The 24,742-nt window shown below is 43.9% G+C and carries 26 protein-coding genes; 6 read left to right on the forward strand and 20 right to left on the reverse strand.

Features of this window, described 5'->3' with window-relative positions; translation table 11 throughout:
• Positions 1-54: 54 nt before the first annotated feature.
• The 3 genes from G541_RS0102885 to G541_RS0102895 all read right to left on the reverse strand — a co-directional run bounded on the left by G541_RS0102885 (position 55) and on the right by G541_RS0102895 (position 3,594).
• Complete coding sequence (locus tag G541_RS0102885) at positions 55-1,455, reverse strand: SLC45 family MFS transporter (RefSeq protein WP_051174540.1); 1,401 nt, start codon at positions 1,453-1,455, stop codon at positions 55-57.
• A gap of 224 nt (positions 1,456-1,679) precedes the next feature.
• Complete coding sequence (locus G541_RS0102890; protein WP_478211989.1) at positions 1,680-2,555, reverse strand: NAD(P)-dependent oxidoreductase; 876 nt, start codon at positions 2,553-2,555, stop codon at positions 1,680-1,682.
• Positions 2,556-2,685: 130 nt separating this feature from the next.
• Positions 2,686-3,594, reverse strand: a complete 909-nt coding sequence (locus tag G541_RS0102895; protein WP_027826447.1) for a proline-specific peptidase family protein — start codon at positions 3,592-3,594, stop codon at positions 2,686-2,688.
• A gap of 303 nt (positions 3,595-3,897) precedes the next feature.
• On the opposite strand from G541_RS0102895, the gene G541_RS0102900 reads away from it, so the two are divergent.
• Together G541_RS0102900 and G541_RS0102905 are read left to right on the forward strand one after the other, a co-directional pair.
• Positions 3,898-5,250 carry an MATE family efflux transporter gene (locus G541_RS0102900; protein WP_051174541.1) on the forward strand — a complete coding sequence of 451 codons (1,353 nt, stop codon included), beginning with the start codon at positions 3,898-3,900 and terminating at the stop codon, positions 5,248-5,250.
• A 2-nt stretch (positions 5,251-5,252) separates the two neighbouring features.
• Positions 5,253-5,642: a VOC family protein gene (locus tag G541_RS0102905; protein WP_027826449.1), complete on the forward strand. Its 390-nt coding sequence runs from the start codon at positions 5,253-5,255 to the stop codon at positions 5,640-5,642.
• 65 nt (positions 5,643-5,707) lie between these two features.
• Here G541_RS0102905 and G541_RS0102910 read toward each other — a convergent pair whose 3' ends face one another.
• From G541_RS0102910 to G541_RS0102945, 8 genes are all read right to left on the reverse strand, one after another.
• Complete coding sequence (locus G541_RS0102910) at positions 5,708-6,532, reverse strand: metallophosphoesterase (protein WP_027826450.1); 825 nt, start codon at positions 6,530-6,532, stop codon at positions 5,708-5,710.
• An 84-nt stretch (positions 6,533-6,616) separates the two neighbouring features.
• Positions 6,617-7,516 (reverse strand): DegV family protein, encoded by a 900-nt coding sequence (locus G541_RS0102915; RefSeq protein ID WP_027826451.1) that lies wholly within the window; start codon positions 7,514-7,516, stop codon positions 6,617-6,619.
• Positions 7,517-7,541: 25 nt separating this feature from the next.
• Positions 7,542-7,892, reverse strand: coding sequence for a fluoride efflux transporter CrcB (gene crcB, locus G541_RS0102920; protein ID WP_027826452.1), 351 nt, complete (start codon positions 7,890-7,892; stop codon positions 7,542-7,544).
• Positions 7,889-8,278: a fluoride efflux transporter FluC gene (locus G541_RS0102925; protein WP_051174542.1), complete on the reverse strand. Its 390-nt coding sequence runs from the start codon at positions 8,276-8,278 to the stop codon at positions 7,889-7,891. Before G541_RS0102925 ends, crcB begins: the two co-directional genes overlap by 4 nt.
• A gap of 11 nt (positions 8,279-8,289) precedes the next feature.
• Positions 8,290-8,613: a thioredoxin family protein gene (locus G541_RS0102930; RefSeq protein ID WP_027826454.1), complete on the reverse strand. Its 324-nt coding sequence runs from the start codon at positions 8,611-8,613 to the stop codon at positions 8,290-8,292.
• Positions 8,614-8,642: 29 nt separating this feature from the next.
• Positions 8,643-9,362 (reverse strand): TerC family protein, encoded by a 720-nt coding sequence (locus tag G541_RS0102935; protein ID WP_035162797.1) that lies wholly within the window; start codon positions 9,360-9,362, stop codon positions 8,643-8,645.
• Positions 9,363-9,648: 286 nt separating this feature from the next.
• On the reverse strand, positions 9,649-10,476 hold the full coding sequence (locus G541_RS0102940; RefSeq protein WP_027826456.1) for a YitT family protein: 828 nt from the start codon (positions 10,474-10,476) through the stop codon (positions 9,649-9,651).
• An 11-nt stretch (positions 10,477-10,487) separates the two neighbouring features.
• Positions 10,488-10,895 carry a helix-turn-helix domain-containing protein gene (locus G541_RS0102945; RefSeq protein ID WP_027826457.1) on the reverse strand — a complete coding sequence of 136 codons (408 nt, stop codon included), beginning with the start codon at positions 10,893-10,895 and terminating at the stop codon, positions 10,488-10,490.
• 136 nt (positions 10,896-11,031) lie between these two features.
• Between G541_RS0102945 and G541_RS0102950 the strand changes: the two genes are divergently transcribed.
• Together G541_RS0102950 and G541_RS0102955 are read left to right on the forward strand one after the other, a co-directional pair.
• Complete coding sequence (locus tag G541_RS0102950) at positions 11,032-11,553, forward strand: hypothetical protein (protein WP_027826458.1); 522 nt, start codon at positions 11,032-11,034, stop codon at positions 11,551-11,553.
• Positions 11,554-11,679: 126 nt separating this feature from the next.
• Entirely contained in the window at positions 11,680-12,546 is an 867-nt protein-coding gene (locus G541_RS0102955; RefSeq protein ID WP_027826459.1) for a DegV family protein, read from the forward strand.
• A gap of 247 nt (positions 12,547-12,793) precedes the next feature.
• Here G541_RS0102955 and G541_RS0102960 read toward each other — a convergent pair whose 3' ends face one another.
• The 7 genes from G541_RS0102960 to G541_RS0102990 all read right to left on the reverse strand — a co-directional run bounded on the left by G541_RS0102960 (position 12,794) and on the right by G541_RS0102990 (position 20,278).
• The gene (locus G541_RS0102960) at positions 12,794-13,561 is read right to left on the reverse strand and encodes an epoxyqueuosine reductase QueH (protein ID WP_027826460.1); all 768 of its coding nucleotides are present in this window, start codon (positions 13,559-13,561) and stop codon (positions 12,794-12,796) included.
• A gap of 23 nt (positions 13,562-13,584) precedes the next feature.
• A complete protein-coding gene (locus G541_RS0102965; RefSeq protein ID WP_027826461.1) occupies positions 13,585-14,517 on the reverse strand; it encodes a glycosyltransferase family 2 protein in 933 nt (310 codons plus the stop codon).
• Positions 14,518-14,560: 43 nt separating this feature from the next.
• The gene (locus G541_RS09970) at positions 14,561-14,995 is read right to left on the reverse strand and encodes a YolD-like family protein (RefSeq protein WP_051174543.1); all 435 of its coding nucleotides are present in this window, start codon (positions 14,993-14,995) and stop codon (positions 14,561-14,563) included.
• The gene (locus G541_RS0102975) at positions 14,992-16,512 is read right to left on the reverse strand and encodes a Y-family DNA polymerase (RefSeq protein ID WP_027826462.1); all 1,521 of its coding nucleotides are present in this window, start codon (positions 16,510-16,512) and stop codon (positions 14,992-14,994) included. Before G541_RS0102975 ends, G541_RS09970 begins: the two co-directional genes overlap by 4 nt.
• 97 nt (positions 16,513-16,609) lie before the next feature.
• Positions 16,610-18,559, reverse strand: a complete 1,950-nt coding sequence (locus G541_RS0102980; RefSeq protein WP_009551239.1) for a PTS fructose transporter subunit IIABC — start codon at positions 18,557-18,559, stop codon at positions 16,610-16,612.
• Positions 18,560-18,608: 49 nt separating this feature from the next.
• Entirely contained in the window at positions 18,609-19,523 is a 915-nt protein-coding gene (gene pfkB, locus G541_RS0102985) for a 1-phosphofructokinase (RefSeq protein WP_027826463.1), read from the reverse strand.
• A gap of 11 nt (positions 19,524-19,534) precedes the next feature.
• The gene (locus G541_RS0102990) at positions 19,535-20,278 is read right to left on the reverse strand and encodes a DeoR/GlpR family DNA-binding transcription regulator (protein WP_009551243.1); all 744 of its coding nucleotides are present in this window, start codon (positions 20,276-20,278) and stop codon (positions 19,535-19,537) included.
• A 334-nt stretch (positions 20,279-20,612) separates the two neighbouring features.
• Here G541_RS0102990 and G541_RS0102995 point away from each other — a divergent pair, with 334 nt between their 5' ends.
• Both G541_RS0102995 and G541_RS0103000 read left to right on the forward strand, forming a co-directional pair.
• On the forward strand, positions 20,613-21,980 hold the full coding sequence (locus G541_RS0102995) for an MFS transporter (RefSeq protein ID WP_027826464.1): 1,368 nt from the start codon (positions 20,613-20,615) through the stop codon (positions 21,978-21,980).
• 89 nt (positions 21,981-22,069) lie between these two features.
• Positions 22,070-22,384: a hypothetical protein gene (locus G541_RS0103000; RefSeq protein ID WP_027826465.1), complete on the forward strand. Its 315-nt coding sequence runs from the start codon at positions 22,070-22,072 to the stop codon at positions 22,382-22,384.
• Positions 22,385-22,452: 68 nt separating this feature from the next.
• Here the strand turns inward: G541_RS0103000 and G541_RS0103005 are convergent, their stop codons facing one another.
• Together G541_RS0103005 and G541_RS0103010 are read right to left on the reverse strand one after the other, a co-directional pair.
• Positions 22,453-23,184 carry a hypothetical protein gene (locus G541_RS0103005; protein WP_155824466.1) on the reverse strand — a complete coding sequence of 244 codons (732 nt, stop codon included), beginning with the start codon at positions 23,182-23,184 and terminating at the stop codon, positions 22,453-22,455.
• 34 nt (positions 23,185-23,218) lie between these two features.
• Positions 23,219-24,562, reverse strand: coding sequence for an MATE family efflux transporter (locus tag G541_RS0103010; protein ID WP_035162802.1), 1,344 nt, complete (start codon positions 24,560-24,562; stop codon positions 23,219-23,221).
• Between the last annotated feature and the right edge of the window lie 180 nt (positions 24,563-24,742).

The following is a 24,742-nucleotide window of genomic DNA, read 5'->3' on the forward strand; positions in this document are numbered from 1 at the left end:
CCAGGCGCTTTATGCACCTTCCGGTCTTAGGCTTCATTTTTAGGTTCTATTTAATTATTTCTTGGCAACACCTTCGTGAATATGGTGAACACACAAGGCACCAATTGCTAGGGAGATCCCGGCAATTAACATCATCATCGGCTGGCTCTTCCCAGTCATTGGGAAGATTACAAAACTCAACAGGGATGCGATAATTTGTGGCAAACAGATCCCAATGTTGAACAAACCCATATATGCTCCTTCATTTTCACCATTCAAAGATGACGTTAGCAACGTAAAGGGAATAGTGTGGATAGTAAAATAGGCAATTCCAAACAGAATAAAGGCAATAATAGTTAGCATTTGATTATGTGCAAATGAAACGAGAATCAAACCTAAGCTACCCAAACCTAGACCCAGAGCATACCATTGCTTCCGCGCGTTAGCTTTAGATTTGGAATACAAGAACCCCCAGCAAATACCAGCAATACTCAAAATAGCTGTTAAAACACCATACCAATTACCAGCTGCTTGGAAGCCTGCACTGGTTGGGTTGGAAGTTCCCCAAACATTCTTAGCTAGCGTCCCAGTGGTATACGTCCAAACATACATTACCCCAACCCAGCTAAAAAATTGAACCAAGCAAATTTCATAGAAGGACTTAGGCGCCGTCTTTAACAAATGCCATAAGGAAACCGACTGAGTATTGGCTGCTGGATCGATTCCATGATACTTAGCATAAGTCTTAGGGTCATATTCCTTAACATTGAAAACAGTCCACATACTAGTGATGAACAAAACGGCAGCTGCTACAACGTAAGCCCAAATAACCGTATTTGGTACTACCCCACGCTTAGCAGTATTGTGCATGCCCAACAAAGCAAAAACAAATGGTAGCAACGATGCTAAAATACCACCACCGTTAAAGAAAATCTGTTGCCATGACCAGGCAAAATTCTTCTGTTTATTATTTACCATATCTCCAACAATCATTCTAAATGGTTGCATGCAGATATTATTAAATAAGTCCATGAAGCAGACTGCAAAGGCAGCAAAAACCATCGCTGCCACTGAACCATAGCCAAAACCTAAAGAACCTGTAAATGGTAGCATCAGTAAAACTAACGCAGCAACTGGCGCCCCAAATAGCAGATATGGCATTCGCCGTCCGAAACGATTCCATGTACGATCAGAATACTTACCAATCAACGGTTGAACAATCATCCCCATTAGTGGTGGGAAGATAAAGAAGAAACCTAGTGTATTGGGGTTAGCTCCGATTGATTGAAAAATTCGGCTCATTTGGGAACTTTGGAGCGAAAAGCCCATGTTAATCCCTAAAAAGCCAAACGTGATAGCAAAAATCACCCGCCGTGACAGATCAGGCAAGTTAGCGTCAAGATCGACCCGTTCTTTTTGGGTTACTTGCGGCTGACTCTCGTGGTGAATATGGTGATTAGTATGTGTTGCATCCATGTTAACACTCCCTTTTATCGGAAAATCATTCACTTTAGGTAAACGTTTACATAAACTACAACTATTATCCTAGCACTCCTACAAAATAATGCAAGCGTTTTTAAGAAAACGTTTACTTTATAATGGGTTTTAATGCAAAAAACTTCCTAAGTTGCAGATCATCCCCCAACTTAAGAAGTTTTCCAATCATTAGTAATCTATTTTTTCTTGCTCATTACGAATGATTAATTTTCTTCCCACAACTTAATCAATGCTTGCGTCCCATCATCGCCATGGTGGCGTTCATCTACGAGTTCTGTGTACAAGCGCTTAGCAGTAGCTGTGCCAGGCAAGTCAAGGTGCATAGCTTCTGCTTCAGCAAGTGCGATCCGTAAGTCCTTGAGAAAATGCTTGGCAAAAAAGCCGGGTGTATAGTCTTGAGCTAAGATCCGTGGGCCATACGTGCCCATGCTAAAATTGGCCGCTGCCCCACCTTGGAGGGTCTGAATAACTTGCTTAGTATCCAAGCCCGCATGTCGTGCATAAACCAGCGCCTCTGTCATCCCTGTCATTGTACCCGCAATCATAATCTGGTTGGCCATCTTGGCATGCTGGCCTGCACCCCAACTGCCGAAGTAATTAATTTCCTTGCTAAAACTGGTCATTAAGGGGCGGAGCTGCTTTAGAGTCGCCTCAGGGCCCCCAACCATTACTGTCAAGGTCCCGTTTTTTGCCCCAATATCGCCTCCAGAAACCGGGGCATCTAAAACAGCAACCCCCTGCTCCTGCCCTAACTGTCCCAACTTTTGAGCTAGTGATGGCTTGCTAGTCGTCATATCAACCATAATTTGTCCGGGATGGGCATGGGCTAAAAGACCATTTTCACCTAGATAAACTTGTTCGACATCTTGGGGGAAACCTACCATTGTGAAAATCACATCCGCTTGTTCAGCTAGAGCAGCTGGACTATCCACCCATTGAGCACCAGCAGCTACTACTGTCTGTGCGTGAGCCTTTGTGCGGTTAAAAACCTGCACTTGATAGCCTGCACGTAATAGGTTTTGGATAATTCCCATTCCCATAACCCCTGTTCCGATAAAACCAATTTGCATCGTCATCACCCTTTCATTATTATTAGTTTCATTATAAGACGTTATCGTTACGTTTGTCGTCTAGTTAATAAAAAAAGAGTGCCCGAACAACACTGACCATATTGTGGCTAGCATCATTGCGCACTCTGCAAACTTAAGCTTAATTGAAAGTATGATTTTCAACTTGACTGATAAATTCAGCTAAGTTGTGGTAATAAACATCCGGATTATCCACCATGTGGTGGTGACCCCCTTCAGGTGTAGTTACCAGCCGTGAGTTAGGGATGAGACTTGCCATCGTCTTGGCAGTTGCAAGAGGCATGGTTTCGTGTTCGCCAAAGGTTAAGAGGGTTGGAACCGTGATCTTAGATAATTGATCCCGGAAATGCCAGTCTTTGAGTTTACCTGTGATCACAAACTCATTATCCCCTTGGAAAGCATTGTATACCGCAGTTCCCCCTAGGTCATACAAGTGGTATAACTTGGATGGTTGCTTACGATCTACATAGTTCTCATTCATTACTTGAACGTATTTTTGGTATTGGGGATTACTATAATCATTCGCCGCCTCACATTTTTTCATAAAGGCCACGGCATCAGCAGGAAGAGTCTTTTCCCGTAGATAGTTGACATGGTCAACATACTCATCAATTTCGTCAACCATAGATGAAATGATTGCTCCCTTTAAATGCTGCCCGTACTTAACTGCATATTCTTGAACAAGCAAGCCACCCCAGCTCTGCCCGATCAGATAGATATTGTCTAAACCTAACTTAGCCCGTACTTCGTCGACTTCATCTAAAAAGTATTCATACGTCAAATATTTAGCCGCAATATCTGGTCGGGAATAGTCTGGCTGGTCTGAGTAAAGTGAACCTAATTGGTCATACATAGTTACTGTGGCGTTGATCCCATGTTTTTGCAGTTGTACAGCTGCGTCTTCCCAATATTCATGATTGCCACCAGGACCACCATGGAGGGCAAGTAAATGAATGTCCCCCTCGCCCTGCGTATTAGTCCACAAATGGTAGCCATTATCTAAAGTAATAATCTTTGTTCCCTTATGCATATTATCGCCTCTTTAAAATAATTACTTAACTGTATCATTGTACACCTTTGGTCCTTACAACCAAAAATACTTGTCAAATATGCTTAGAAATAATCCTTGCGGCAAACTCGAACAGCCATGTTATTGATATAGAATTTGCAAATAAAGAATGAGGCTGAGAAAAACAAAATTTCCCCAGCCTCTCCTATATGTAGATCAAAAATCATACCTCTACACACGCCCAATTATACTTGAATTTAATTGCCTACTCAACGCACACTTCCTTACGCTTTCCACCATAAACTCTGGTATACTAAATTTGATATGCTCGTGAAAGGAAGAACATGCTTGCAAAAAGAAATTATCCAAGAAACTCGCCACTATATTTTCCGCAATATTTTTGCATACCTGGGGATCTCCCTATATATCTTGATTGATACCCTTTTTGTTTCCATCACCGCAGGAGAGCTCGGGTTATCCACCCTTAATATTGTTCTGCCTGTCTTTAATTTTTTCAATGCGATCGGCTTGATGCTCGGGGTCGGGGGCTCGACCCTCTTTTCTCTCAACAAGGTGCGTCATCCTGAAAAGGTCCGCAACCTCTTCAGCCAATTGATTACCTTTGCTGCCGGAACGGGGATTATCTTTATCATTTTATTTTATCTGTTTACCACTCCAATCTTACATCTGCTAGGAGCCAATGAACAAACCCTGCCTCTGGCCTATCCTTATTTTCGGATCCTTGCTTGGTCAGCTCCCTTTATCATGTGCAAGTACATCACCGTTAACTTTATTCGTAACGATGGTAATCCTTCACTGACGATGGCTGCTGCCCTTACCGAAACCCTTTCGATGATTGTTTTGGATTATGTCTTGATCTTTATCTTTGACCTGGGAATGAATGGGGCAGCAATTGCTGCTGCGATCGCACCGACCCTCAACCTTGTGGTAGCTAGTTTTCACCGGCGCTTTGCTCAGCGAACTCTGACCTTACACCTCGCTATGCCTGACTGGCGTTGGCTCCTCAAAGCCGCCCGCCTGGAGACTGCTTCTTTCTTCAATGAGCTAAGCAGTGGGGTAAGTATCTTTGCTTTTAACTGGGTCTTACTTGGCTTAGGGGGCAACCCGGCAATCGCTGCCTATGGAGTTATCGCTAACATCGCGCTTGTTGTCATCGCTATGAGTAACGGGGTTGCGCTCGGAGTCCAACCGATTGCTAGTCGTGAGTTTGGCAAGCATAACTATGCGGGCGTAATCACTTCCCTGAAGCTGGGATTCAAGGTTACTTTGGGAATTGCAACCGGAACCTTTATCTGCTTGACGCTTTTCCGCCAACCAGTAGTTGCAGTGTTCAACACCGCTCACTCCCAAGCTCTGAGTGTCTATGCAACATCAGGTTTACCGATCTATTTTATTTGTGCATTCTTCGTCGCACTAAACGTCTTAATGATGATGTTCATGATTGCTGTCAACCGGCCACGCCAGGCTTTTTTCCTTTCCATCATGCGGGGATACATTATTCTTATTCCTGCCATTGTCATCTGTGGCCACCTGTTTGGGATCAACGGGGTTTGGGCTAGCGTACCGATCACCGAAGCCCTGGTTACTGTTATTGGGACTTACTTTGTTACCACCTGCATTAAAGGATGGAAAAATTATAAAAAAGAAGGTATTTAATTATGCGTGTAAGAAGACTTGACCATATCGTTCTGACTGTTAGTGATATTGCTACTGCGGAACGTTTTTACCATGAAGTGTTTGATATGCCGATCATCGCTGACCAAAGTGATGACCAGGTAACTACCCTCCGTTGCGGGCACCAATTGATTCGCCTGCAGCGTGTTGATCGTGACGCCCTCAAGGCCACACACCCCACCGTTGGGGCGGCCGACCTTGCAATTGTTGTTGGTGACAATATGGAAGATGTGCACAACCATATGGTGAGCTACTTTGTCGATATCGTGGCTGGTCCGGTGAAAAAATTAGGAGCAGAAGGAGAAATGCTTTCCCTTTATGTCCATGACCCGGATCAAAACTTGATCGAAGTTTCCACATATAAGAATAAATAGCCTTTAAATAACCCGGTAGCAAGAAAATCTCCTTGCTACCGGGTTATTAACATCTGGATAACTTTTTATGTCAGATCGAGCACCACTAATTGATGTTGCCATTGTTGCATAAAGTTTGGCCATTGCCATTCTTGATTGCGCGGTTTATTTACTCCCACGGCTGGATTTAGGTAGGTAATCCCATCATAGACTTGGGGTGGGTGAACTCCATGAATATGGCCGTAAATCACATCCTTTACCTGGGGATAACTTGCAAGCAAATCACCCAGTCGTTGACTTCCCATCATTGCAACTACCATTTCATAAATCCGTTCATGCCGGGCGGTCTTAACCCGTGCTGGCTTGGGCCATAGAAGCTGGCGGTGGGGAACAAAGTGGGTAATGACCAGCACATTAGGGGTTTGTACTTGGTCCAAAGCTTGTTTTATCTGGGCCAAAACACGATCCATCCGTTCCCGGTCGGATCCTGGCTGCTGGAGCGGACTATCTACCCACAAAGCCTTTTTCCACCGCGCCACACTAGCCGGCTGTGTATAATACTGTGAAAAGGAATAATCATACCAGCCATTGTTACCAATAATCGTCCAGTTAGGGAGCCTTAACTGCTGCCTGTGGAAATATTGGGGATGAAGGTTTGACTCGAGCTCTGTGTACGTTACATTATGGAGCATATCATGATTGCCCGCAATAAAACGGACCTCAGCTGTGGTTAAAGCAGTTAACTTTTCCACATAATCCACTGTTTTTTGAAAATCATTGGTGACATCGCCGGCAATAAAATACATATCCACACTGTGAATACGTAAATATTCTGCTTGTCGTGCAACAATTTCATCCACATCTACCTGATTACTATCCACATGATTATCACTACTGATCGCAACCCGCATGCCCATCACTTCCTCAATCAAAAAAGAGCGGCCTAACTAGCAACACTAGTTACGTCTCCCGCTCACATAATCTCTATTTAAATCTCAATTCTTTTTTAACGCTAGAAACTCCCAGTCGGGCCCCCAAGTTATCCCCGCACTGTGTGCCCCAGTGATCGTGATCAAAGATGGTGGAAAAGGTTTGACCACAACTTTAGCTTTCGGAAAAGTGCTGGTCAATTGTTCACGAATCTCATCTAAACTATCTGTACTCATCCGGTCAGGCGTTTCCATGATAGTGATCACCATTCGGTCCTGTAAGTTCAAGTAATCTTTATGGGCGCGTTTAGTAACTTCTTTATAAAGTGTCTTGAGCCGACTCTGAGTATCAACCATCACTAACCGCCCGGTTTCATCAAATAGCGCCAGCGTCTTTAACCGCAAGAGAATGTTACTAACCAGGGTTGATCCATTGGATACATAACCGTGCTTGTTCAACTGGCGCAAATTACGTAACACCAACAGTGTCGCCGAACTACCTTGATACTCACGCAAAGCCGTCAATATTTCGGAAACATCACACCCGTCACGGCGCATAGCTACTGCTAACTGCACCATCTGCGCCAGGCTTGCCCCTGCAGTTAGAGAGTCAAAGACGGTCACTTTAAGCCCATCCACGAGGTTGGCACAGGCCTCCACTTTGGAAGCTAAAGGGGAAATTCCCCCCGACAAAAGGATATACAATGCGTCAGTATACCCCGCCGTTCTCAAATTATTCATCTGTTCCTGTAACACTGATACAGGTAATTGTTCTAAAACCGGAACTTGATCTGTTTCTGCCATCTCAGCCTGAAACCACAACGGATCCAGTCCTGCTCCTTCACGATAGACTTTTTCCCCTACACGAATGGGGATATTAATCACTTGTATATCGTTTTTAGCTAATAATTCTGCCGGCAACCCGCTAGAACTATCAGTTATTATCGCAATTTTTTCTTCTTTCATCGTTCTTCAATCACATCTTTTATTTTTATAAGAGATACCCCCACCAAGCTAGGAGTACACCCCCACCATAAGTTAATAATAAATAAGGTATCAACTGCCCCCACTTTTTACTCTTAGCCTGTAACCACAATTCTAGGTTCATAGTCGAAAAAGTTGTATATCCGCCCATAAACCCAGTTCCCAGTAGTAAATAAGCCGAACTAGTTGCTACCAGGTGGTGGGCCAATACGCCCAAACCCCAGGCTCCCGTGAGATTTACAATGAGAGTGGCATACGGGAAGGTTTGCCCCCACCGTTGAGTTTTAAACCATGTTGTAATCAGATAGCGCACGGCACTACCACAACTGGCTCCCAAACATATCCACAAATATGTCATCGGCGTACCTCCCGTGTACCTAGGTAATGCCCAATATAGCAGCCACTAGCAGTTGCCAGCAACCCGCCACCAATACTGAGGAGCACATATCCCCAGACCAATCCAGGACTAGTCATTTTGACTACATCGAGGGTAAACGATGAAAAGCTGGTAAAGGCACCAAGCAACCCGGTTCCCAAGCCAACAGTGATCCATTCAGCGAGAGGCTTGCGTTCAAGCCAATAAAAGGTCAAGCCCCCCAAAATTAGACATCCACTAAGGTTGATGACAAGCATGGGCCATAAAGGTATAACCTGGCTGAGCCAGTAGCGTAAACTCCCACCCAGCATAGCGCAGATCATGATACTCAATGTATTACCGATAATCTGACTTTTCTTAATTTTCACTATTACAACCCCTAAGCTGGATATTCAGCTAGCTTACGTTTCAAATATGCCCGCATGGCAGCTAACTCCCGATACCCCGTAATTTTTTCTTTGGGTTGACCATCAACATATAAGATTAAAGCTGGAATACTCATGATGTTATTGGATACAGCAAAGTCTTGGTACTTTTCAACGTTCAGTTTGCCAAAGTTAATCTCTACCCCGAATTCCTGATCTAATGCAGCTAAGACTGGTTCCATCATTTGACAAGGACCACACCATGAAGCCCAAAAATCTACTAGCGCCATGTGATCCGCAGTCAATTGTTCAATAGTTGCTGGTGTTACTTGTCGCATCCACTCTTCCTCTTTTCTCCATTTGGACATTACTTTTTGTTTCTAGCCCAATGCACAATAAATGTCACAATAAAGGCTAATAACACGATTAAACCGAACCATGTCGCTGGAATTTCAATATCAATTGCTGGGATTGACAATAATAGTTTAATCCCAATGATCCCAATCAGAACATAGGCCATCACTTTCAGTTCGGGGAGGACATCCATTAACCGCATGATCACTTCAGCGATCCCCCGCATACACAAGATCCCAACCATCCCACCGATAAATACAATCACAGGGTTCGGTGAAACAGCCAAGGAAGCCAATACCGAGTCAACGGAGAAGACAATATCCATCATCTCAATTGAAATAACTACCTGCCAGAATAGAGGCATCCATGCAAAAAGGGACTTCTTTTTGTCCTTGTGATGGACCCGGTCAGGACGAAGAATTTCATAAAAGTGGCGAACAGACAGGTAAATCAGATAAACTGCTCCGACCACTTTAATCTCCCAAAAATTAATCAAGTATGACCCTAATCCGACCAGGATAAAGCGGAAAATATAGGCCCCCCATAGCCCATAGAATAAAGACTTTTCTTGTTCAAGCTTTGTTGGTAGCTTTTGCGTTTGGGCAGCTAAAACAATCGCGTTATCAACAGACAAAATACATTCTAATAGAACTAACGTCAAAATGATGATCCAATCTTCTTTGGACGTCACCACTGTTGCCCAGTTATGACCATCAAACAGTGGACCGTACATTTTATGCAAAATCGTAAACAATCAGATTACTTCTCCTTTCATGCGTCCTAAGCATTTAAATGTTAGTAGTTCAATTTTAGCATAGATTATAAGGGAGACAAAAAGCTTCGCCTATCTTCCTAGTACAAGAGGCTGGGAGAAAACAGTGTTTTCTCACCAGCCTCGATCTTTGTTTTACAACTAACGGGGAAAATAACCGTAAGTCTAATTCTAAGTACGAGCAAAGAACACCGCACTTTATCGTCCTAGCTTACCGCAAAGATTATTTTCCACTCACAATATCTTGTTATAGTAAACGCAGTACATCCCGTCCGTAACTACTGCGCACATCAGATACCACGACGTATGCTGCTGGCGCTAATTGTTTGATCTTGTTAAGCGCATTAACATACTTGCTTGTGGCGCAAACATAATATAATTGGACTCCTGTATCTCCAGCTAACTCAGTTATTTTTCCCCCATACAACTGGGTTAAGTCTGTGCCTAAGGTCTGCGGAAATTCTCCGGTGATTAACAGCGCCTTTTGGTCAACTCCCCAGGCTAAGATCTTGTTCAAAACAACTGCTGAAGCATACAGTTCTACCAAGGTTAGTAGCATGTTTTCAAACCCTATGACCACTAAGGATGGAATAGCTACTGCATAATCAAAAATTAGCATCGCATAACCTGTTTTGAAGCCAAAATATTTGTTCAAAATAGCGGCTAAAACGGTACTCCCGGCGATGGTCCCATGTCCTTTGAAAATCAATCCCATGGCGATCCCCATCAGAGTCCCACCTGCTAAAGCAGCTACCAAGGGATCATGTAGTTCAAAGTGGATCCGATCCACAACATGCAGCCAGGCTGAAATCGAAAAGATGGTTAAAAGAGTGTAATAAACCGTCTTTTTATCCAGTAGTTTCCATCCCAAGATCAAAATGATTGTGTTGAGCACACAGTTGGTCAACCAAGTCGGGATCTTGAAGCAATAGTAAAATATCGTCATGAGACCTGTTACCCCACCCTCACCGAGGTCATTACTAATGAGGAAAGCCCGGACGGCGATGGCATAAACCAGCGCTCCCATAACGTTTAGAAAGATGTTACGAATAATTAACTTATAATCTACTCTCACTTTTTCAACTCTCAATCTAGTGGTAATGTCAAATCATCAGTCAAGGCCGTACCACTCGCCCCATTTGGATCGAAGTATTTACCCTGGACATAACCCTTAACCAGGCCATAGATGGCGTTACGGTCAGCTGAACTCAATTTTTGCCCAGCAAATTCTAACTGGGAAGTCGTCGCAAACAATTCATTAAGGTCAATTTGAGGATAAGCCCGACCAGCCAAGTAATCCATGGAAACCCCAAAGAAAACTGCTAATTTATGAACCTCAATATATGAAGGAGTATTCACTCCGCGCTCCCAACTACCTATTTGGGGCCCAGTATTGGGACGTTCATCAGGGGTCATCTTCGATAATTCGCGTGCTAACTCTGTCAGAGTCATATTTCTTCCTTGTCGTAATGCTCGTAGTCGTTCAGCAAACATATCCGCTCACCATCCTTTATTCACTTTCTATGATACTACACTTCCATTACGAATGCGCTGTCAACTTTATTCGGCGCCAGCTCTGACTTGTGCTAAGATAAACATACGCAAAATTTATTCATTAGGAGGTGATTTAATGGCAGAATCATCCAAAAAACCCGCAGCTGTCAGTCCATACCATGAAATCAAATATAACGATCCCTGGTATATCGACACTGAAATTCCCGATCTATATGAACATCTTGACGTATTGCAGCTTGCCCTCCACAAGCTTGATACAGAAACGGCTCTTTTAGATTCCTATACTGATGAAGCACTACAAAAAAATATCCAATTACTTTTGCTCAAAGACTATGAGGAGCTCCAAGTCCAACGTTACCCCCAAGATGTTTATCTGGGAGATTTTGTGATTGACTTTGACCCCGCAGCAGAACTCTATGCTCTCAAATACCTCCCCCATGACCGACCACCATTGATCATTGGTCATTTGCCACAAAAGTATAACTTGCAACTAAAAAACATTCTTGCAAGTGATGAAAATTCTAGTCTAGCAACGCAAATTAACGGTGGTCCGTACAAGATCATCACCTTTGAGGAAGGTGAGCTCCAAATCAGCGAACGGCAACGACCGTATTCTCTGCGCGTCTTGGTCTTTTAATCTAGACATATAGACTTCAAATCTATATCAGACAACCTTAATAACTAGTTGCATATCAAAACCTTTTTGCCGTATAATTAAAGGAAAGAAAACCTTTTTATAAAGGATCGTGTGTGAGGTATCCCTATGACAAGAGCTATTAAAATTTTAACCGATTCTTCAGTTCAGTTAACACCTGCTGAAATTGAAAAATACAATATTACGATTATTCCACTATCCGTCGAACTTGAAGGTAAGCAATACATTGATGGGGAAACGATCACAAGACCAGAGTTAGTGGAATACTTACGGCGGGGCATCCTTCCCAAGACTAGTCAACCCGCATTAGGACGTTTTCTTGATCTTTACGAGCAGTTAACCGCTGACGGGAGCGAAGTGCTCGCAATTATGATGGCTGACTTCCTAAGCGGAACTTACAAAACAGCTGTGGCTGCCGCCGAGATGGTCGATGGCAAGGTTACTGTTATCAACAGTAAGTCAACTGACCGCGGGATGGCCTTCCAAGTTATTGCCGCAGCCAAAGATATCGCTGCTGGCAAGTCTATGGATGAGATCAAGGCCCACTTAACCGATATTTGGCATCGAACTCAAATTGATGTTTTAGTTGATAATCTTGATGCTTTAGTTGCAGGAGGACGCATTAGCAAGGTCGCCGGTGCTTTAACTAAAATCATCAATATTAAAGTTATCGTTCGGGTTAACAACGATGGCTTGGGGATCTATGCTAAGGGGCGGGGACGCAAACTTTTCCTCAAGCATACTAAGGAAATTGCGAAAATGCACCAGGACAACCAAATCCAAGCTTTGTCCTTGTCCAACGTCGCTACTGATCCAGAATTTTTACAAAGGATCAAGGACAACGTGTTAGTTAATAACGTCAACAAGGATATTCCTTATCTTGCTGAATTAACTAGTCCTATCATTATGACCCACACTGGGATGAATGCCGTTGGGTTGATTACATTGGCGGAAAAACCAGAAAAACATGAATAACCATAAAGGCTAGGAGTAAAAATACCCCCATAGTTGGACTAAAACAATCCAATTATGGGGGTTTTACTATGTCTAAATTTAGTTTTGAAGTTAGTTCACCAGCGCGCACGGTCAGAGGATACTATCAGATCATCCAGGAAATAAGGCATGAATGCAGGGCCAGCCTCCCGGAGATTTTACCATATGCGGAGTACCCTTTATTATCAGATGTACTGCTGTTAAGGCATTCCCCATCCGCTTTTCATTGCTACTTATTTTCTCGTTCAATGTTAAAGACAATTTCTGGGAATTCTTGGTCGCCATCCTTACCAACTAGAAAAGCCCGGGCCTCACGCCTGATCTGACTCAGGTCAATCCCCTGGGCCTTAGCTGCAAAGACACAGCCACAGTAGCACTGCCGGTAAATGTCATATTCATGACACATCTCAACTGACCGCCGGTACCCGTTATTCTTTTTGAAATCACTGGGGAGATACTGCGTATCGTATAACTCCTGAATGTCAATCCCCACATTGTTGATCACTTGGGAATTCTTATGGGGCGAGATCGTCAATGTACTGCCAAAGTAGTCAAAGCCCAACTCAACGGCCTTTTGTGCCACTAAATCTAAACGATAATTGTAGCATACCCGACACCGGGCCCCTCCTTCTGGCTCATCCTGCAATCCTCGAACCTGTTCAAAGTATTCCTGGGGCTGATAAGGAGCTGCAATAAATTGGACTTTATTTCCTGTTTGCGCGTTGAAATCATGAATAAACTTCTGCTGGACATACTTCCGTCGCAGGTACTCATCACGTGGATGGATATTAGAGTTAGCAAAATAAATCGTCACATCTGCATACTGGGTCAAATATTCCAAAGTATATGTACTGCACGGTGCGCAACAGCTGTGCATTAGGATCCGCGGGCGAATACCATTAGCCTGCCAACTCTGAACCATCTTTTGCATTATTTTGTCATAGTTAAACTTCTGTTTGGGGTTCATCTTGTCGATGATTTCATGTAAATCAATCATGATCCTACCCTCACTTTAGATAATTATTTCTTTTCTTTCACGATATAAATCGGACGGTGCTTAACCTCAGTAAAAATCTTGCCAATGTACTTGCCAAGAATCCCCAAGCACAAAAGCTGAATCCCCCCGATAAAAAGGACAATACAGACCATTGAGGCCCAACCAGTTGTCCGATCACCATACATCAGGTACCGAATAACAATAAAGAGGATTCCCAGCCCGGAAAATAATGATGAGAACAAGCCAACCAGCGAAGCAATATCGAGCGGAAATTGGGAAAAATTCACTAAACCATCAATCGAATATTTAAACAAGCCCCAAAAATTCCAGCTCGTATCTCCAGCTACCCGCTCCCGGTTCTCATATGGGAGGTACTTGGTCTTATACCCAACCCAGCTAAAGATCCCCTTGGAGAAACGGTTGTACTCGCTCAACTCTAGCACCGAATTGACAAACGGACGCGTCATCACCCGAAAGTCACGGGCTCCATCGACGATCTCACTGTCCGAAATTTTATTAATGATCCGGTAAAACATCCGGGCAAAAAATGACCGAATTGGGGGTTCACCTTCGCGGTCCACCCGCCGAGTGCCGACACAATCATAGTCCGTAGTTTCCAAGATCTCAACCATCTGGGGGAGCATATCTGGTGGATCCTGCAGGTCAGCGTCCATTACTGTAACGTAATCCCCAGTTGCTAAGCGAAGCCCACATAGCATTGCTGCTTCCTTACCAAAATTGCGGGAAAAGGACGCATAATGCACATGCTCTGGATCACGGGCTTGTAATGCCCGCATTTTGGCTAATGTTTGGTCCCGCGACCCGTCATTGATAAACCAATATTCTAGTTCTAATCCGGGCAGCTGGGATTTGATATCTTCAACTGCCGCATAAAAAAGGTCAATTGTTTGTTCCTCGTAATAGCACGGCACCACAAGTGAGAGTGTTTTCGTCATCCTAGCTAATTCTCAACTTTCTCTAAGTTATATACCCTTTATTTTATACCAGTCTAGTGTTCTTTGCAGAAGTTTCTCTACTCTTTTGCCTAAACCATGCGCCACCGATATTCTCCAAGTACATAACTTGTTTGTTAGCAAGAATACATTCTTGCCGCCTGTTATCTAAATTAGTTACCACTCCGGTTACTTCATCGTAGTATCCTACTGCCTCATTGAAATATTCAATGGTAAGTGGCCGGTGCTCAGTCATACTCTGAGTTAAGAGGGTCCAGATTTGGGTTTGAGCTGCTTGGTCTAAGTACCGTTTCCGCTGATATTTTTCCCGAATCAGCGCTACTTCTTGCTCGAAGCCCGTCAGGGCTGCAAAGGGCGCAAATTGGGCAGCGCGCTTGGTGCGCGGCATCCGCGGATGATTCCGAGCAGGAATATATTCTTTACTGATCAATTCATCCCGCAGATGTCCTCTATTCTTCATGCCCGGTGGCCTCCAATCTGCAGATTCCGCTCTTTCGTCCGTGCTCCAGGAAGGATGTCGGCCAATCTGATAACAATATTCTTGTTATTATACTGCTGCTGCAAAGTCAAGATTGCCTGTTGCAAGCGGTGATCACGTTCACGTTGATAATCAGCATACTGCTCTTGTACCCGTTGTGCTAATGGGTCCACAAACAGATTTGTCTGCTCATACCGCACTGCTAGCTGGTTGCCCTGGCGGGATTGGAGATGACCAGCTCCTACCATAATGCGGCGCACCAGTAAATGCGAGTTGATATGTTGATCAAACAACGTATGAAAGGCACTCCGTAAGTCACTGGCGGCCGCCGTAGGAACAGCCAAGGTTGTATGGATATGGAGTGATTTGGGGCGGATCCGCCCATAGAAGTCCTGACTTAATTCTCCTTGATAGTCATAGTAATTTAAACTGGCTTGATCATAGCTAATTCCCAGGCTGATCTGATCAGTCAAGAGGTCATAGCGTACCAATTGTTGCACCAAATTATCAATCATCCCACCTAAAGTTAAACGCGCATCAGCAACAGGCGTTGGAGCTGGCAGGATTTGGTTGGTAGAAAAGCCATGGGCGGCAGGATGATAATGCTTGATGTCTGCCATCGTCGTTGCTTCTTTGCCCCAGGCGTGGTCAATCAATAATTCCGCATTAATCCCGAACTCTTTGAAAAGCAGGTCTGCATTTCCCTGATCTGTTAATGTTCCCAACGAAGCTTGCGCAATATCCCTCATTGTCACTAAGCCCAACTTCTGTAAACGTTGCGCATACCCCCGACCAATCCGCCAAAAATCCGTTAGGGGTTGATGATCCCACAAATCACACCGGTACCGTTTTTCATCTAGAAAAGCAATCCGGACTCCATCAGAATCTGGCTGCACATGCTTGGCCCCGATATCGAGAGCCACTTTAGCCAGATACAAGTTAGTGCCAATACCAGCAGTCGCAGTCAGTCCTGTTTCTTGATAAATCCGTTTGATAAGCAACCGGGCTAGTTGGTGTGCAGTCACATCATGTGTGACCAAATAATCAGAAACATCCAAGAAAACTTCATCAATGGAGTAAACATGGATCTTATCTGCCGGCAAGAAGCGGAGATAAATTCCGTAGATGGCAGCACTTTTTTGGAGATAGTACTTCATCCGCGGAGGAACGATTTTGAAATCAATGCGCAAGTCGGGCGAACGTAACAATTTTTGCCGATAAACGGACTTATGCGCAGAAAGATGATGACAAGTAGCATGCTGTGCTCGCTCCCGGTTGAGCGTCGCTACGGCTTGCTTTACCGCAAATAGCCGTGGCCGGCCTTTTATCCCAAAAGCCTTGAGGGCTGGTGAAACTGCTAAGCAAATTGTCTTATCTGTCCTCGTCTGATCAGCCACTACCAGGTTGGTATTGAGCGGGTCCCATCCACGGGCACAGCACTCTACCGATGCATAAAAAGCTTTGAGATCGATCGCCAAGTATATCTTATCTCGTTCCATAAAGCGAACATCCTTTCGTTTTTATTAATTAATAATATAGCACGTATGTTCGTTTTAGGGAATAAAAAAGAGACTGTTTCCAGTCTCTTAGTGAACATTATTCATTAACTGGCTTCTTCCAGAAGCTTAGGATCAAAGCAGCCACAATGGAACCAACAATCGTTGCAACAAAGAAGCCTAAGATGTTAGTTGCCAGTGGGGATACCCACAAGCCACCGTGAGGTGCAGGCACACCAACTTTCATCATCCCAACTAATGCCCCACCAATGGCAGAACCGATGATACATGATGGTAAGACACGACCAGGGTCAGAAGTTGCGAATGGAATAGCCCCTTCTGTGATGAATGAGAAGCCTAAGATCCAGTTAGTAACGCCGGCACGCCGTTCTTCTTCAGTATACTTGTTCTTGAAGAAGGCAGTCCCGATAGCAGTGGCGAATGGAGGAACCATCCCCCCAACCATAACAGCCCCCATCAGGATAGCAGCAGTAACGGACTTTGGATCATTAGCAAAGGCACCAGAAGCGAAAACATATGCCGCCTTGTTGAAAGGACCACCCATATCGATCGCCATCATTCCGGCTAAGATAGTCGTTAACAATACTAAGTTACCAGTCCCCATCCCATTCAGGAAGCTAGTAATCCAACTATTGATAGTGGAGAAGATTGGGTTGACGATGAAGTACATGATCAAAGCAATCAGTAGCAAGCCTAAAACAGGATATAGTAACATTGGTTTCATCCCTTCAAGGGACTTTGGCATTCCGGAGAAGAGCTTACGCAAACCAACGATCAAGTAACCAGCGATAAAACCGGCAGCAATCCCACCAAGGAACCCAGCGTTAGAGTTGGCAGTATGTTGGATATTAGCAATATATGCTCCACCGAAAGAGCCCTTGTATACCATTGCCATAAACCCACCGACGAAACCAGGCATCAATGCTGGCTTGTCGCCGATTGATTCAGCAATATATCCGGCCAAAACAGGTACCATGAAAGCAAAAGCCATATTCCCAGCATTGTTTAAGAAAACAAAGGCTTCGGAGTTAGCACCACCAAAGTAGCTTTCTACCACAAAGGAAAGGGCCATCAGAATCCCACCACCGATAACGAATGGTAACATGTGGGAAACCCCATTCATCAATTGCTTGTAGATGTTACTCCAAGTAGAACCGTTGTTGTCATCTTCTTCAGCAGCTACGGCACCGCCTTCAGCATGGTAAACAGCAGCTTTGCCATCCAATACTGTCTGGATCAGTTCTTCAGGATGTCTAATTCCATCAATGGAAGCTTTGTTAACCAGTGGCTTACCATCAAACCGTGCCATGTTAATCTTCTTATCGGCAGCGATCACTACCCCTTGGGCACGGGCAATGTCTTGCGCAGTCAACCGGTGACCAACACCTTCGGAACCATCAGTTTCAATCTTGATATCAACCCCGAGCTTTTCAGCAGCCTTGTGGAGGTTTTCTTCTGCCATATATGTGTGTGCAATCCCGTTTGGACAAGCAGTCACCCCAACTAGGTAAGGCCGTTCACTAGCAGCCATAGCTTGTTCACGTTCATCCCGGGCCTTGTTTTCTGCTTCCTTAGCTTCAATAGCCTTGGAGAAGATTGCTTGAACTTGAGCTGGTTCAGTAGCAGCTTTTAATTGAGCAACCACATCAGCATTCAGTAATACTTGGGATAAGGCGGCCAAAGCCTTCAAGTGGGTATTACTTCCTCCTTCAGGTGCAGCAATCATGAAGAAAAGATGGGCTGGTTGCCCGTCCATGGATTGGTAGTCAACCCCTTGAGCACTCTTAGCAAACATCACTGCTGGTGTCTTAACGGCTGTATCGTGGGCGTGTGGGATCGCAATCCCATCTCCCATCCCAGTGGAGCTTTCTTCTTCACGGGCCAAAATATCTTTCTTATATACAGCTTCATCATCGATGATGCCATGGACAAACAAGTTATGTACCATTTCATCGATAACTTCTTGTTTGGTAGTTGCCTGCAAGTCCATTACCATCAGGTCTTGCTTGAGCAATTCGCGAATATCCATTGTTACACTCCCTTTACTAACATACTTGCAAATAAATTACTAAATCTCATTAACCAATCTTAGTGATTTTGATTTGTGGCAAGATCTCATCAATCTTGGCCCGCGTTGCCAAATCTTCTGAAAAGGCGGTTGCTGATCCACTAGCTAACCCATAGCGGAAGGCTTCGACCGGATCATGGGTATCAGCATATGTCCCCGTGAATCCAGCTAACATCGAATCCCCAGCCCCTACTGAGTTAACCACTGTGCCCTGCGGTGCCAAGCTCCGGTAAACACCATCGGCAGTAACCAACAGGCCACCATCACCAGCCATGGAAATCATCACGTACTGTGCTCCCATCTCCCGAAGCTTTTGAGCATACTTGATGATGTCATCAATCCCTGAGAATTCAACGCCAAAAAGCTCTGCTAATTCATGGTTATTAGGTTTAACCACCAGGGGTTTTTCCTGGAGCGCTTTGCGCAAGCTCTCCCCAGTTGTATCAATAACGAACTGGGCGCCTTTTTCTTGAATGATCTTGATCAGTTCAAAGTAGAAGTCATCATCCAGGTTTGGCACCAAACTCCCCGCAAAAATCACAACGTCGTCTGCAGTCAAATGAGCAAACTTTTCTTTGAAAGCAGCGATTTCAGCTGGGGTCACTACAGGACCCTTACCATTGATTTCTGTTTCTTCTTCGGCCTTGATCTTGACATTGATCCGCGTGTCAGCTGCGACAGGGGTGAAGTCAGTTTTTAAACCATCCTTTTCCAAAGCATCGGTAATAAACCGCCCTGTAAAACCACCCATAAAGCCCCAGGCAACACTGTCATGACCCAGTTCACGGAGAATGCGGGAAACATTGATCCCTTTTCCGCCGGGAAGTTTGTTGTCATAAGCCATCCGGTTGACCAAACCCAAATGCAACTCTGGCAACTGGACAATATAGTCGATGGATGGGTTAATCGTAACTGTATAAATCATAACCTTACCTCCTAGATAAACGTTTGGTTGACAAAACGCTTAGCAATCCGCGGTGACAAATTATCATCTGTGATAATGGTAGCGTCCGTACAATCAGCGACTTTAACAAACGAAACCTGGTCAAACTTAGTACTGTCAGCCATAACGTAATTCTTGTCGCTCTGGCGTAGTGCCATCCGCTTGACAGCTGCCTCGTCTGGATCAGGCGTCATCAAACCATCCGTAGCATGAATCGCATTGATCCCTAAGAAAGCGCGGTTAAACCGGTATTTACTCAACTCAACCGCTGCATCCGCCCCGGCAATCGCCCGGGTATTGTTCTTGAGACGTCCGCCTAGAACAATCGTGTCGATCCCATGGTCTGATAATACTGCCGCACTCAACACACTGTTAGTTACCACCGTAATTTTTTTGGTAGCGTCCAAAATTCGGGCTAACTCCAATGTAGTTGAACCAGAATCAAGATAAATCACATCGTCATCCTGAATGAGAGCGGCGGCCTTTTGCGCAATCATCACCTTTTGGTCATGGTTTTTGCTCGACTTATCGGTCATCGTCATTTCGCTTTGGAGCGCACGCTTGATCTGTGCGCCCCCGTGTACCCGGTGTAAAAGCCCCTCTTCTTCCAAGAGCTGTAAATCACGCCGTGCTGACGACATCGAGCAGTCGGTTAAGCGGCAAATATCTTGGATCTTAACGATGCCATGTTGCTGTAACATCCTTAAAATCACTTGCCGTCGTTCTTCTGCAAGCACTTTCATCACCTCTTCGTTTCATATAATACCACCTACCACAGCGAAAAACAACCATAAAACACCACAAACAACCAAAAAATACAAAAAGCCTTCGCAAGGCATAAGAAAGCGGTATCAAATGTAGTTAATATACCGTCAGATAGCGCAGTAACAGTCATCGTCTACCATAATCCACCACAAATCCCTAAAAAAACTTAAATCCTTATTCGAAGAGAATTAAACTTGAACTGGATAACATTAAAAGTTACTGTAAAGTATTGTTATTTCAGCGTTTGCCAGGCATAATAGCATATGTTTTTATAATTAATTTATCTATAAGGAGGATTCGTTATTCATGTCTATGCGCACTTCTCGCGTTCAAATCGACACTAAAACACGCTTGATCGTTTCTGCTGTGTTGCTCTTATCAACCTTTATTAGCTTGGGTAGTCAAACAATGATGGTAACTGCCCTTCCCGTGATCAGCCATCAAATGCACGTTAGCTTGAATATTACGCAGCTACTGACAACTGCCTATACTTTAGTGATTGGGATTGTTACTCCCCTTTCATCCAATTTGTATGAAAAATACAGTAACCGCCAAGTTTACCTTGGCATCATCGGGACTTTCATCGTAGGGACACTCGTTGGTTGTTTTGCTAATAACTTTTATAGTCTCTTGTTAGCCCGGTTAATCCAAGCTTGTGCTGGGGGCCTGTTGATGTCTTTCCAAATGACAACCATGATTTCGATCTATCCTCCACAACGGCGGGGAACAATTCTGGGAATTTCCAGCCTAGTAGTAGCTTTCGGTCCAGCCATTGGGCCTACTCTGTCAGGGATCATCCTCAACTATCTTAATTGGCATTACTTATTTATCTTGATTTTGCCATTGATGATCCTCTTGTGGGTCATCTCACTGTTTACTTTTCCTAACTATTCCACCCCGCGGCCAATCAAAATTGACCTGGTATCAGTCTTTGAATCCTTAATTGGTTCTGGTTTGGCCCTGTTCAGTATGTCTGTTTTTGGCTATAACTGGGTAATCGCTTCTGTGATGTTACTTGTCGGCATTGGCATCTTGTACATCTTCGTCAAACGGCAACTCCGACTCAAGCAGCCACTGCTCAAAGTAGCCATTCTTAAGGAACGGTCCTTCCGGTTGATGACCATGGTAGGGATGTTGGCCTTCTCTGTTCTTTTGGGAACAGAACAGCTAATCCCTGTTTTCACCGAAAATGTTTCTCATGTTTCCTCCATGGAATCCGGAATGATCCTCTTGCCCGGGGCGATCGTTAATGCCCTATGTGCTGCATTGGTTGGACGCTACTATGATGCTCACGGTCCTAAGGGGTTGATTTTCTCTGGGGCAATCTTGATGTTGATTGCTACTATTCCTTTCCTAACGATTACTCAAGATACCCCCATCTGGCTCATGACAGTTGCTTATGCTATCCGGATGGCCGGTAATGCTATGATTTTCTCCCCTGCTATGTCCGAATCATTCGTCGCCGTAGCACATGAAGATATCAGTCATGCTACCGCCTTGAACAACTCGTTGCGACAGGTATCAGGGGCAATCTCAGTTACACTTCTGATCGTGATCGCTGGTTTGCCACATTCTCTAGTCACTGGAATGCGGGTGGCAATCTGGGTTACTGTCTTTTGTATCCTGTGCTTATCTGTAATCTTTGCTTCCTATCTCAAGCATAAACAGAAATAATTACTAAAGAACTCACCTTTTTACACATTAAAAGGTGAGTTTCTGTTATATTATTGGTAAAAATAGTTCTCGGTGAGGAAGTGACCATCGTGCGACGGTATTTTCGCAATTTATTTTTAACCGGCTGTGGCTTCTTACTTCCCTTAATGGGGTTAGTTATTTATGTTCACCATCATAATTGGTTTCATTTTGACGCACGAACACAGCTATTATTGTTCGTAAGTATGTTTATCTTATTATCTGGCTTCTTATCTTGTTTATTTACCCCCCTGTGGTTCCTGGCTGCTAAACTCAAAGCCTGGTTCCACGATTGGCGCCAACGTTGGCAGGAAAAAAGAGCCCTGCGGCGGCAATTATTACAGCAACGTAAAGCCCAATTAGTCCAAAAGCCAAATAAAAAATAGCAACAAAAATCCCGTAGTTACATAGCAGGTTCCGTGTAACTACGGGATTATTTATATTAGTCAATCTCTTAACTATTAGCAATAGTGTCATATGCTTGAATCCAAGACTGCTTAGCTTGATTAAAAGCATCTTCCTTTGGTTGTAATTCTGCACGAGTATCTTGAATAGTTCCATCACTAGTCTGCGGATCATTTATTATCGGCATATCTATTTGATATTCAATTGCATAATCATAAAGAGCTTCCAAATAGTTGTTAATTTTTGTAGTGTAATCCTTTAATTGATCATAGTGACTTTGATCCAAAATAGATTTTTCATCGCTCAAAGTAGTTTTATTTTTATCAATCAAATTCTGTAAATTTTCAGTTCTTGACTTAAATCTCGTTAGGGCCCCTTGAGTAGATTGATTGAGATTATTGATATCATCTACTTTTGCTGCCTCCAATACTCCACTCTCAATATTCAAATAATTTTCTTTATTCATAGGAGAAGTAACGCAACTTTTTAATTCGGCATCATAATCTATACTTGAACTTGAAGAAGAAATATCTTCAGTATCATCGACATCTTCGTCATCAGCATCCTCTGATGACGTTTCTTCTGAGTCATCGTCATCATTATCATTCGCGTCTATAGATGATTCTTCCTCATAATATGAGGAGGCAAAATTACCTATACCTTCATAATTCATATAAAATAATATACCTCCAAAACACACTACTACCAATCCAACTATGAATATATACTTTACGTTAGATTGACTCCCCCATAACTTTTTCAATCTATCTTTAAAACTCAATGTAACTGTCTCTCCTCTATTTCCAATCACTAACTTATTGCTTCAACCGACCTTTTTGTCCGTTGTACTTATTCTTGATAACTTGCCGGAGGCGTTTAATTAGGCTCAGTCCGACTACCAAGGAAATAATTTCGATCAAAGGTAAGCCCACCCAGACACCTGACATTTTGAAGAAAAATGCCAACGGTAAAAGAATTGGGAATACCAACAGGTACCCTCTAAACAAGACCAGACTGATACTTTGCTTGGTGGCATCACATGAAGCCAAGAAAATGATCAGCTGATTGTTGATAGCCGAGAAGAATAGGCTAATGAGGAGGATTCCCATCCCCTTAGTCGCCAAACTAGCCACAACTGGGTTGCCTTGTTCGTTAAAGGCAGCAACAATTGGTCCTCTAAATACGACAGCACCGACATAGATCACCAAGCCAATTCCCAAGGCGACCCGAATCGCCAAGTGCAACGCTTGAAATGCCCGTTTGAATTGACGTTGCGCAAACTCTTTGCTGACAAAAGGCTGGATCCCTTGAGCAGTCCCCGTAAAAAGGGCCAGGGCCACCAGCAATACGTTGGTGATCACCCCGTAGGCAGCAACCGCATATTCATCGCTAACCGCCAGGATTACCTTGTTAAAAATAAAAATAGTAAAACCGTTACTCATCTCCATCAAAAATGATGGCAAGCCCAATTCCAATGTATACCGAATATTGGACAGACGGAAGCCCGCCGGCTTGAACGACAAGGAGCTCTTGCCATTGAACCAGTGAACCGACATGATGAGGATACTGATCAATGGCGCTGATGCAGTCGCTAAACCAGCCCCTAGCATCCCCCACTTAAAGACGAGGATGAAGAGCCAATCGGCTATTACGTTCCAAATACTTGAAACCAACATCGCCACCATTGCCAAAAAGGTATCGCGGTCATTACGCACGAAACTTAAAAAGAAATTGTTGAGTACAAACACCGGTCCCCCTAATAGGATGATCCGCGTATACTCCGTCGTCATCGCCAACACTGCCTGGTTTGCCCCTAAGAGTTGGGCAATTTGCCGGGGACATGTCAGCCCGAGCACCATAAAAAATAAGCCTAAAATCAATCCAATTCTAAAGATCTGTGGGAAAACTTTTTTAGAATTAGACGGCTCTTGGATTTTATCAATGATGAAAAGCGTTGCGCCCCCCATTCCCAATAAGAGTCCTAACCCCTCCATTAGGTTAAACAATGGCATCGTCAGACTCATTACTGAAACACCGAGTACGCCTAAACTTCTCGCCACGAAAAATGAATCCGCTAGAATATAGATCGACAATCCCACTGAGCCCAGGGCTCCCCGTGACACATCACGGACTAATTGCCGCTTCTCTAGCTTTTCCATGATATCCTCCTTCCGCTACTATCTAAAAATTAAGCACCATGCTAACTAGCTGGTACTTTTAGAGCAATCTGTTTTTATTGTACTATACTTTACCCTCATTTAGTAGGTTACAACATCGATCTTCACCTAATTTTCCGTTATAAAAAAACAAGCAGCTAGGAAATAGTCCCCCATAGCTGC

This window comes from Ligilactobacillus saerimneri DSM 16049, from assembly GCF_000423265.1.
Lineage (GTDB): Bacteria > Bacillota > Bacilli > Lactobacillales > Lactobacillaceae > Ligilactobacillus > Ligilactobacillus saerimneri.

What these genes read in the sequence shown, in the direction of transcription:
- G541_RS0102885 (WP_051174540.1), bottom strand. Translation starts at nt 1,455, where the DNA reads ATGGATGCAACACATACTAATCACCATATTCACCACGAGAGTCAGCCG.
- G541_RS0102895 (WP_027826447.1), bottom strand. Translation starts at nt 3,594, where the DNA reads ATGCATAAGGGAACAAAGATTATTACTTTAGATAATGGCTACCATTTG.
- G541_RS0102900 (WP_051174541.1), top strand. Translation starts at nt 3,898, where the DNA reads ATGCTCGTGAAAGGAAGAACATGCTTGCAAAAAGAAATTATCCAAGAA.
- G541_RS0102905 (WP_027826449.1), top strand. Translation starts at nt 5,253, where the DNA reads ATGCGTGTAAGAAGACTTGACCATATCGTTCTGACTGTTAGTGATATT.
- G541_RS0102910 (WP_027826450.1), bottom strand. Translation starts at nt 6,532, where the DNA reads ATGCGGGTTGCGATCAGTAGTGATAATCATGTGGATAGTAATCAGGTA.
- G541_RS0102915 (WP_027826451.1), bottom strand. Translation starts at nt 7,516, where the DNA reads ATGAAAGAAGAAAAAATTGCGATAATAACTGATAGTTCTAGCGGGTTG.
- crcB (WP_027826452.1), bottom strand. Translation starts at nt 7,892, where the DNA reads ATGACATATTTGTGGATATGTTTGGGAGCCAGTTGTGGTAGTGCCGTG.
- G541_RS0102930 (WP_027826454.1), bottom strand. Translation starts at nt 8,613, where the DNA reads ATGCGACAAGTAACACCAGCAACTATTGAACAATTGACTGCGGATCAC.
- G541_RS0102935 (WP_035162797.1), bottom strand. Translation starts at nt 9,362, where the DNA reads ATGTACGGTCCACTGTTTGATGGTCATAACTGGGCAACAGTGGTGACG.
- G541_RS0102945 (WP_027826457.1), bottom strand. Translation starts at nt 10,895, where the DNA reads ATGTTTGCTGAACGACTACGAGCATTACGACAAGGAAGAAATATGACT.
- G541_RS0102950 (WP_027826458.1), top strand. Translation starts at nt 11,032, where the DNA reads ATGGCAGAATCATCCAAAAAACCCGCAGCTGTCAGTCCATACCATGAA.
- G541_RS0102955 (WP_027826459.1), top strand. Translation starts at nt 11,680, where the DNA reads ATGACAAGAGCTATTAAAATTTTAACCGATTCTTCAGTTCAGTTAACA.
- G541_RS0102960 (WP_027826460.1), bottom strand. Translation starts at nt 13,561, where the DNA reads ATGATTGATTTACATGAAATCATCGACAAGATGAACCCCAAACAGAAG.
- G541_RS0102965 (WP_027826461.1), bottom strand. Translation starts at nt 14,517, where the DNA reads ATGACGAAAACACTCTCACTTGTGGTGCCGTGCTATTACGAGGAACAA.
- G541_RS09970 (WP_051174543.1), bottom strand. Translation starts at nt 14,995, where the DNA reads ATGAAGAATAGAGGACATCTGCGGGATGAATTGATCAGTAAAGAATAT.
- G541_RS0102975 (WP_027826462.1), bottom strand. Translation starts at nt 16,512, where the DNA reads ATGGAACGAGATAAGATATACTTGGCGATCGATCTCAAAGCTTTTTAT.
- G541_RS0102980 (WP_009551239.1), bottom strand. Translation starts at nt 18,559, where the DNA reads ATGGATATTCGCGAATTGCTCAAGCAAGACCTGATGGTAATGGACTTG.
- pfkB (WP_027826463.1), bottom strand. Translation starts at nt 19,523, where the DNA reads ATGATTTATACAGTTACGATTAACCCATCCATCGACTATATTGTCCAG.
- G541_RS0102995 (WP_027826464.1), top strand. Translation starts at nt 20,613, where the DNA reads ATGTCTATGCGCACTTCTCGCGTTCAAATCGACACTAAAACACGCTTG.
- G541_RS0103010 (WP_035162802.1), bottom strand. Translation starts at nt 24,562, where the DNA reads ATGGAAAAGCTAGAGAAGCGGCAATTAGTCCGTGATGTGTCACGGGGA.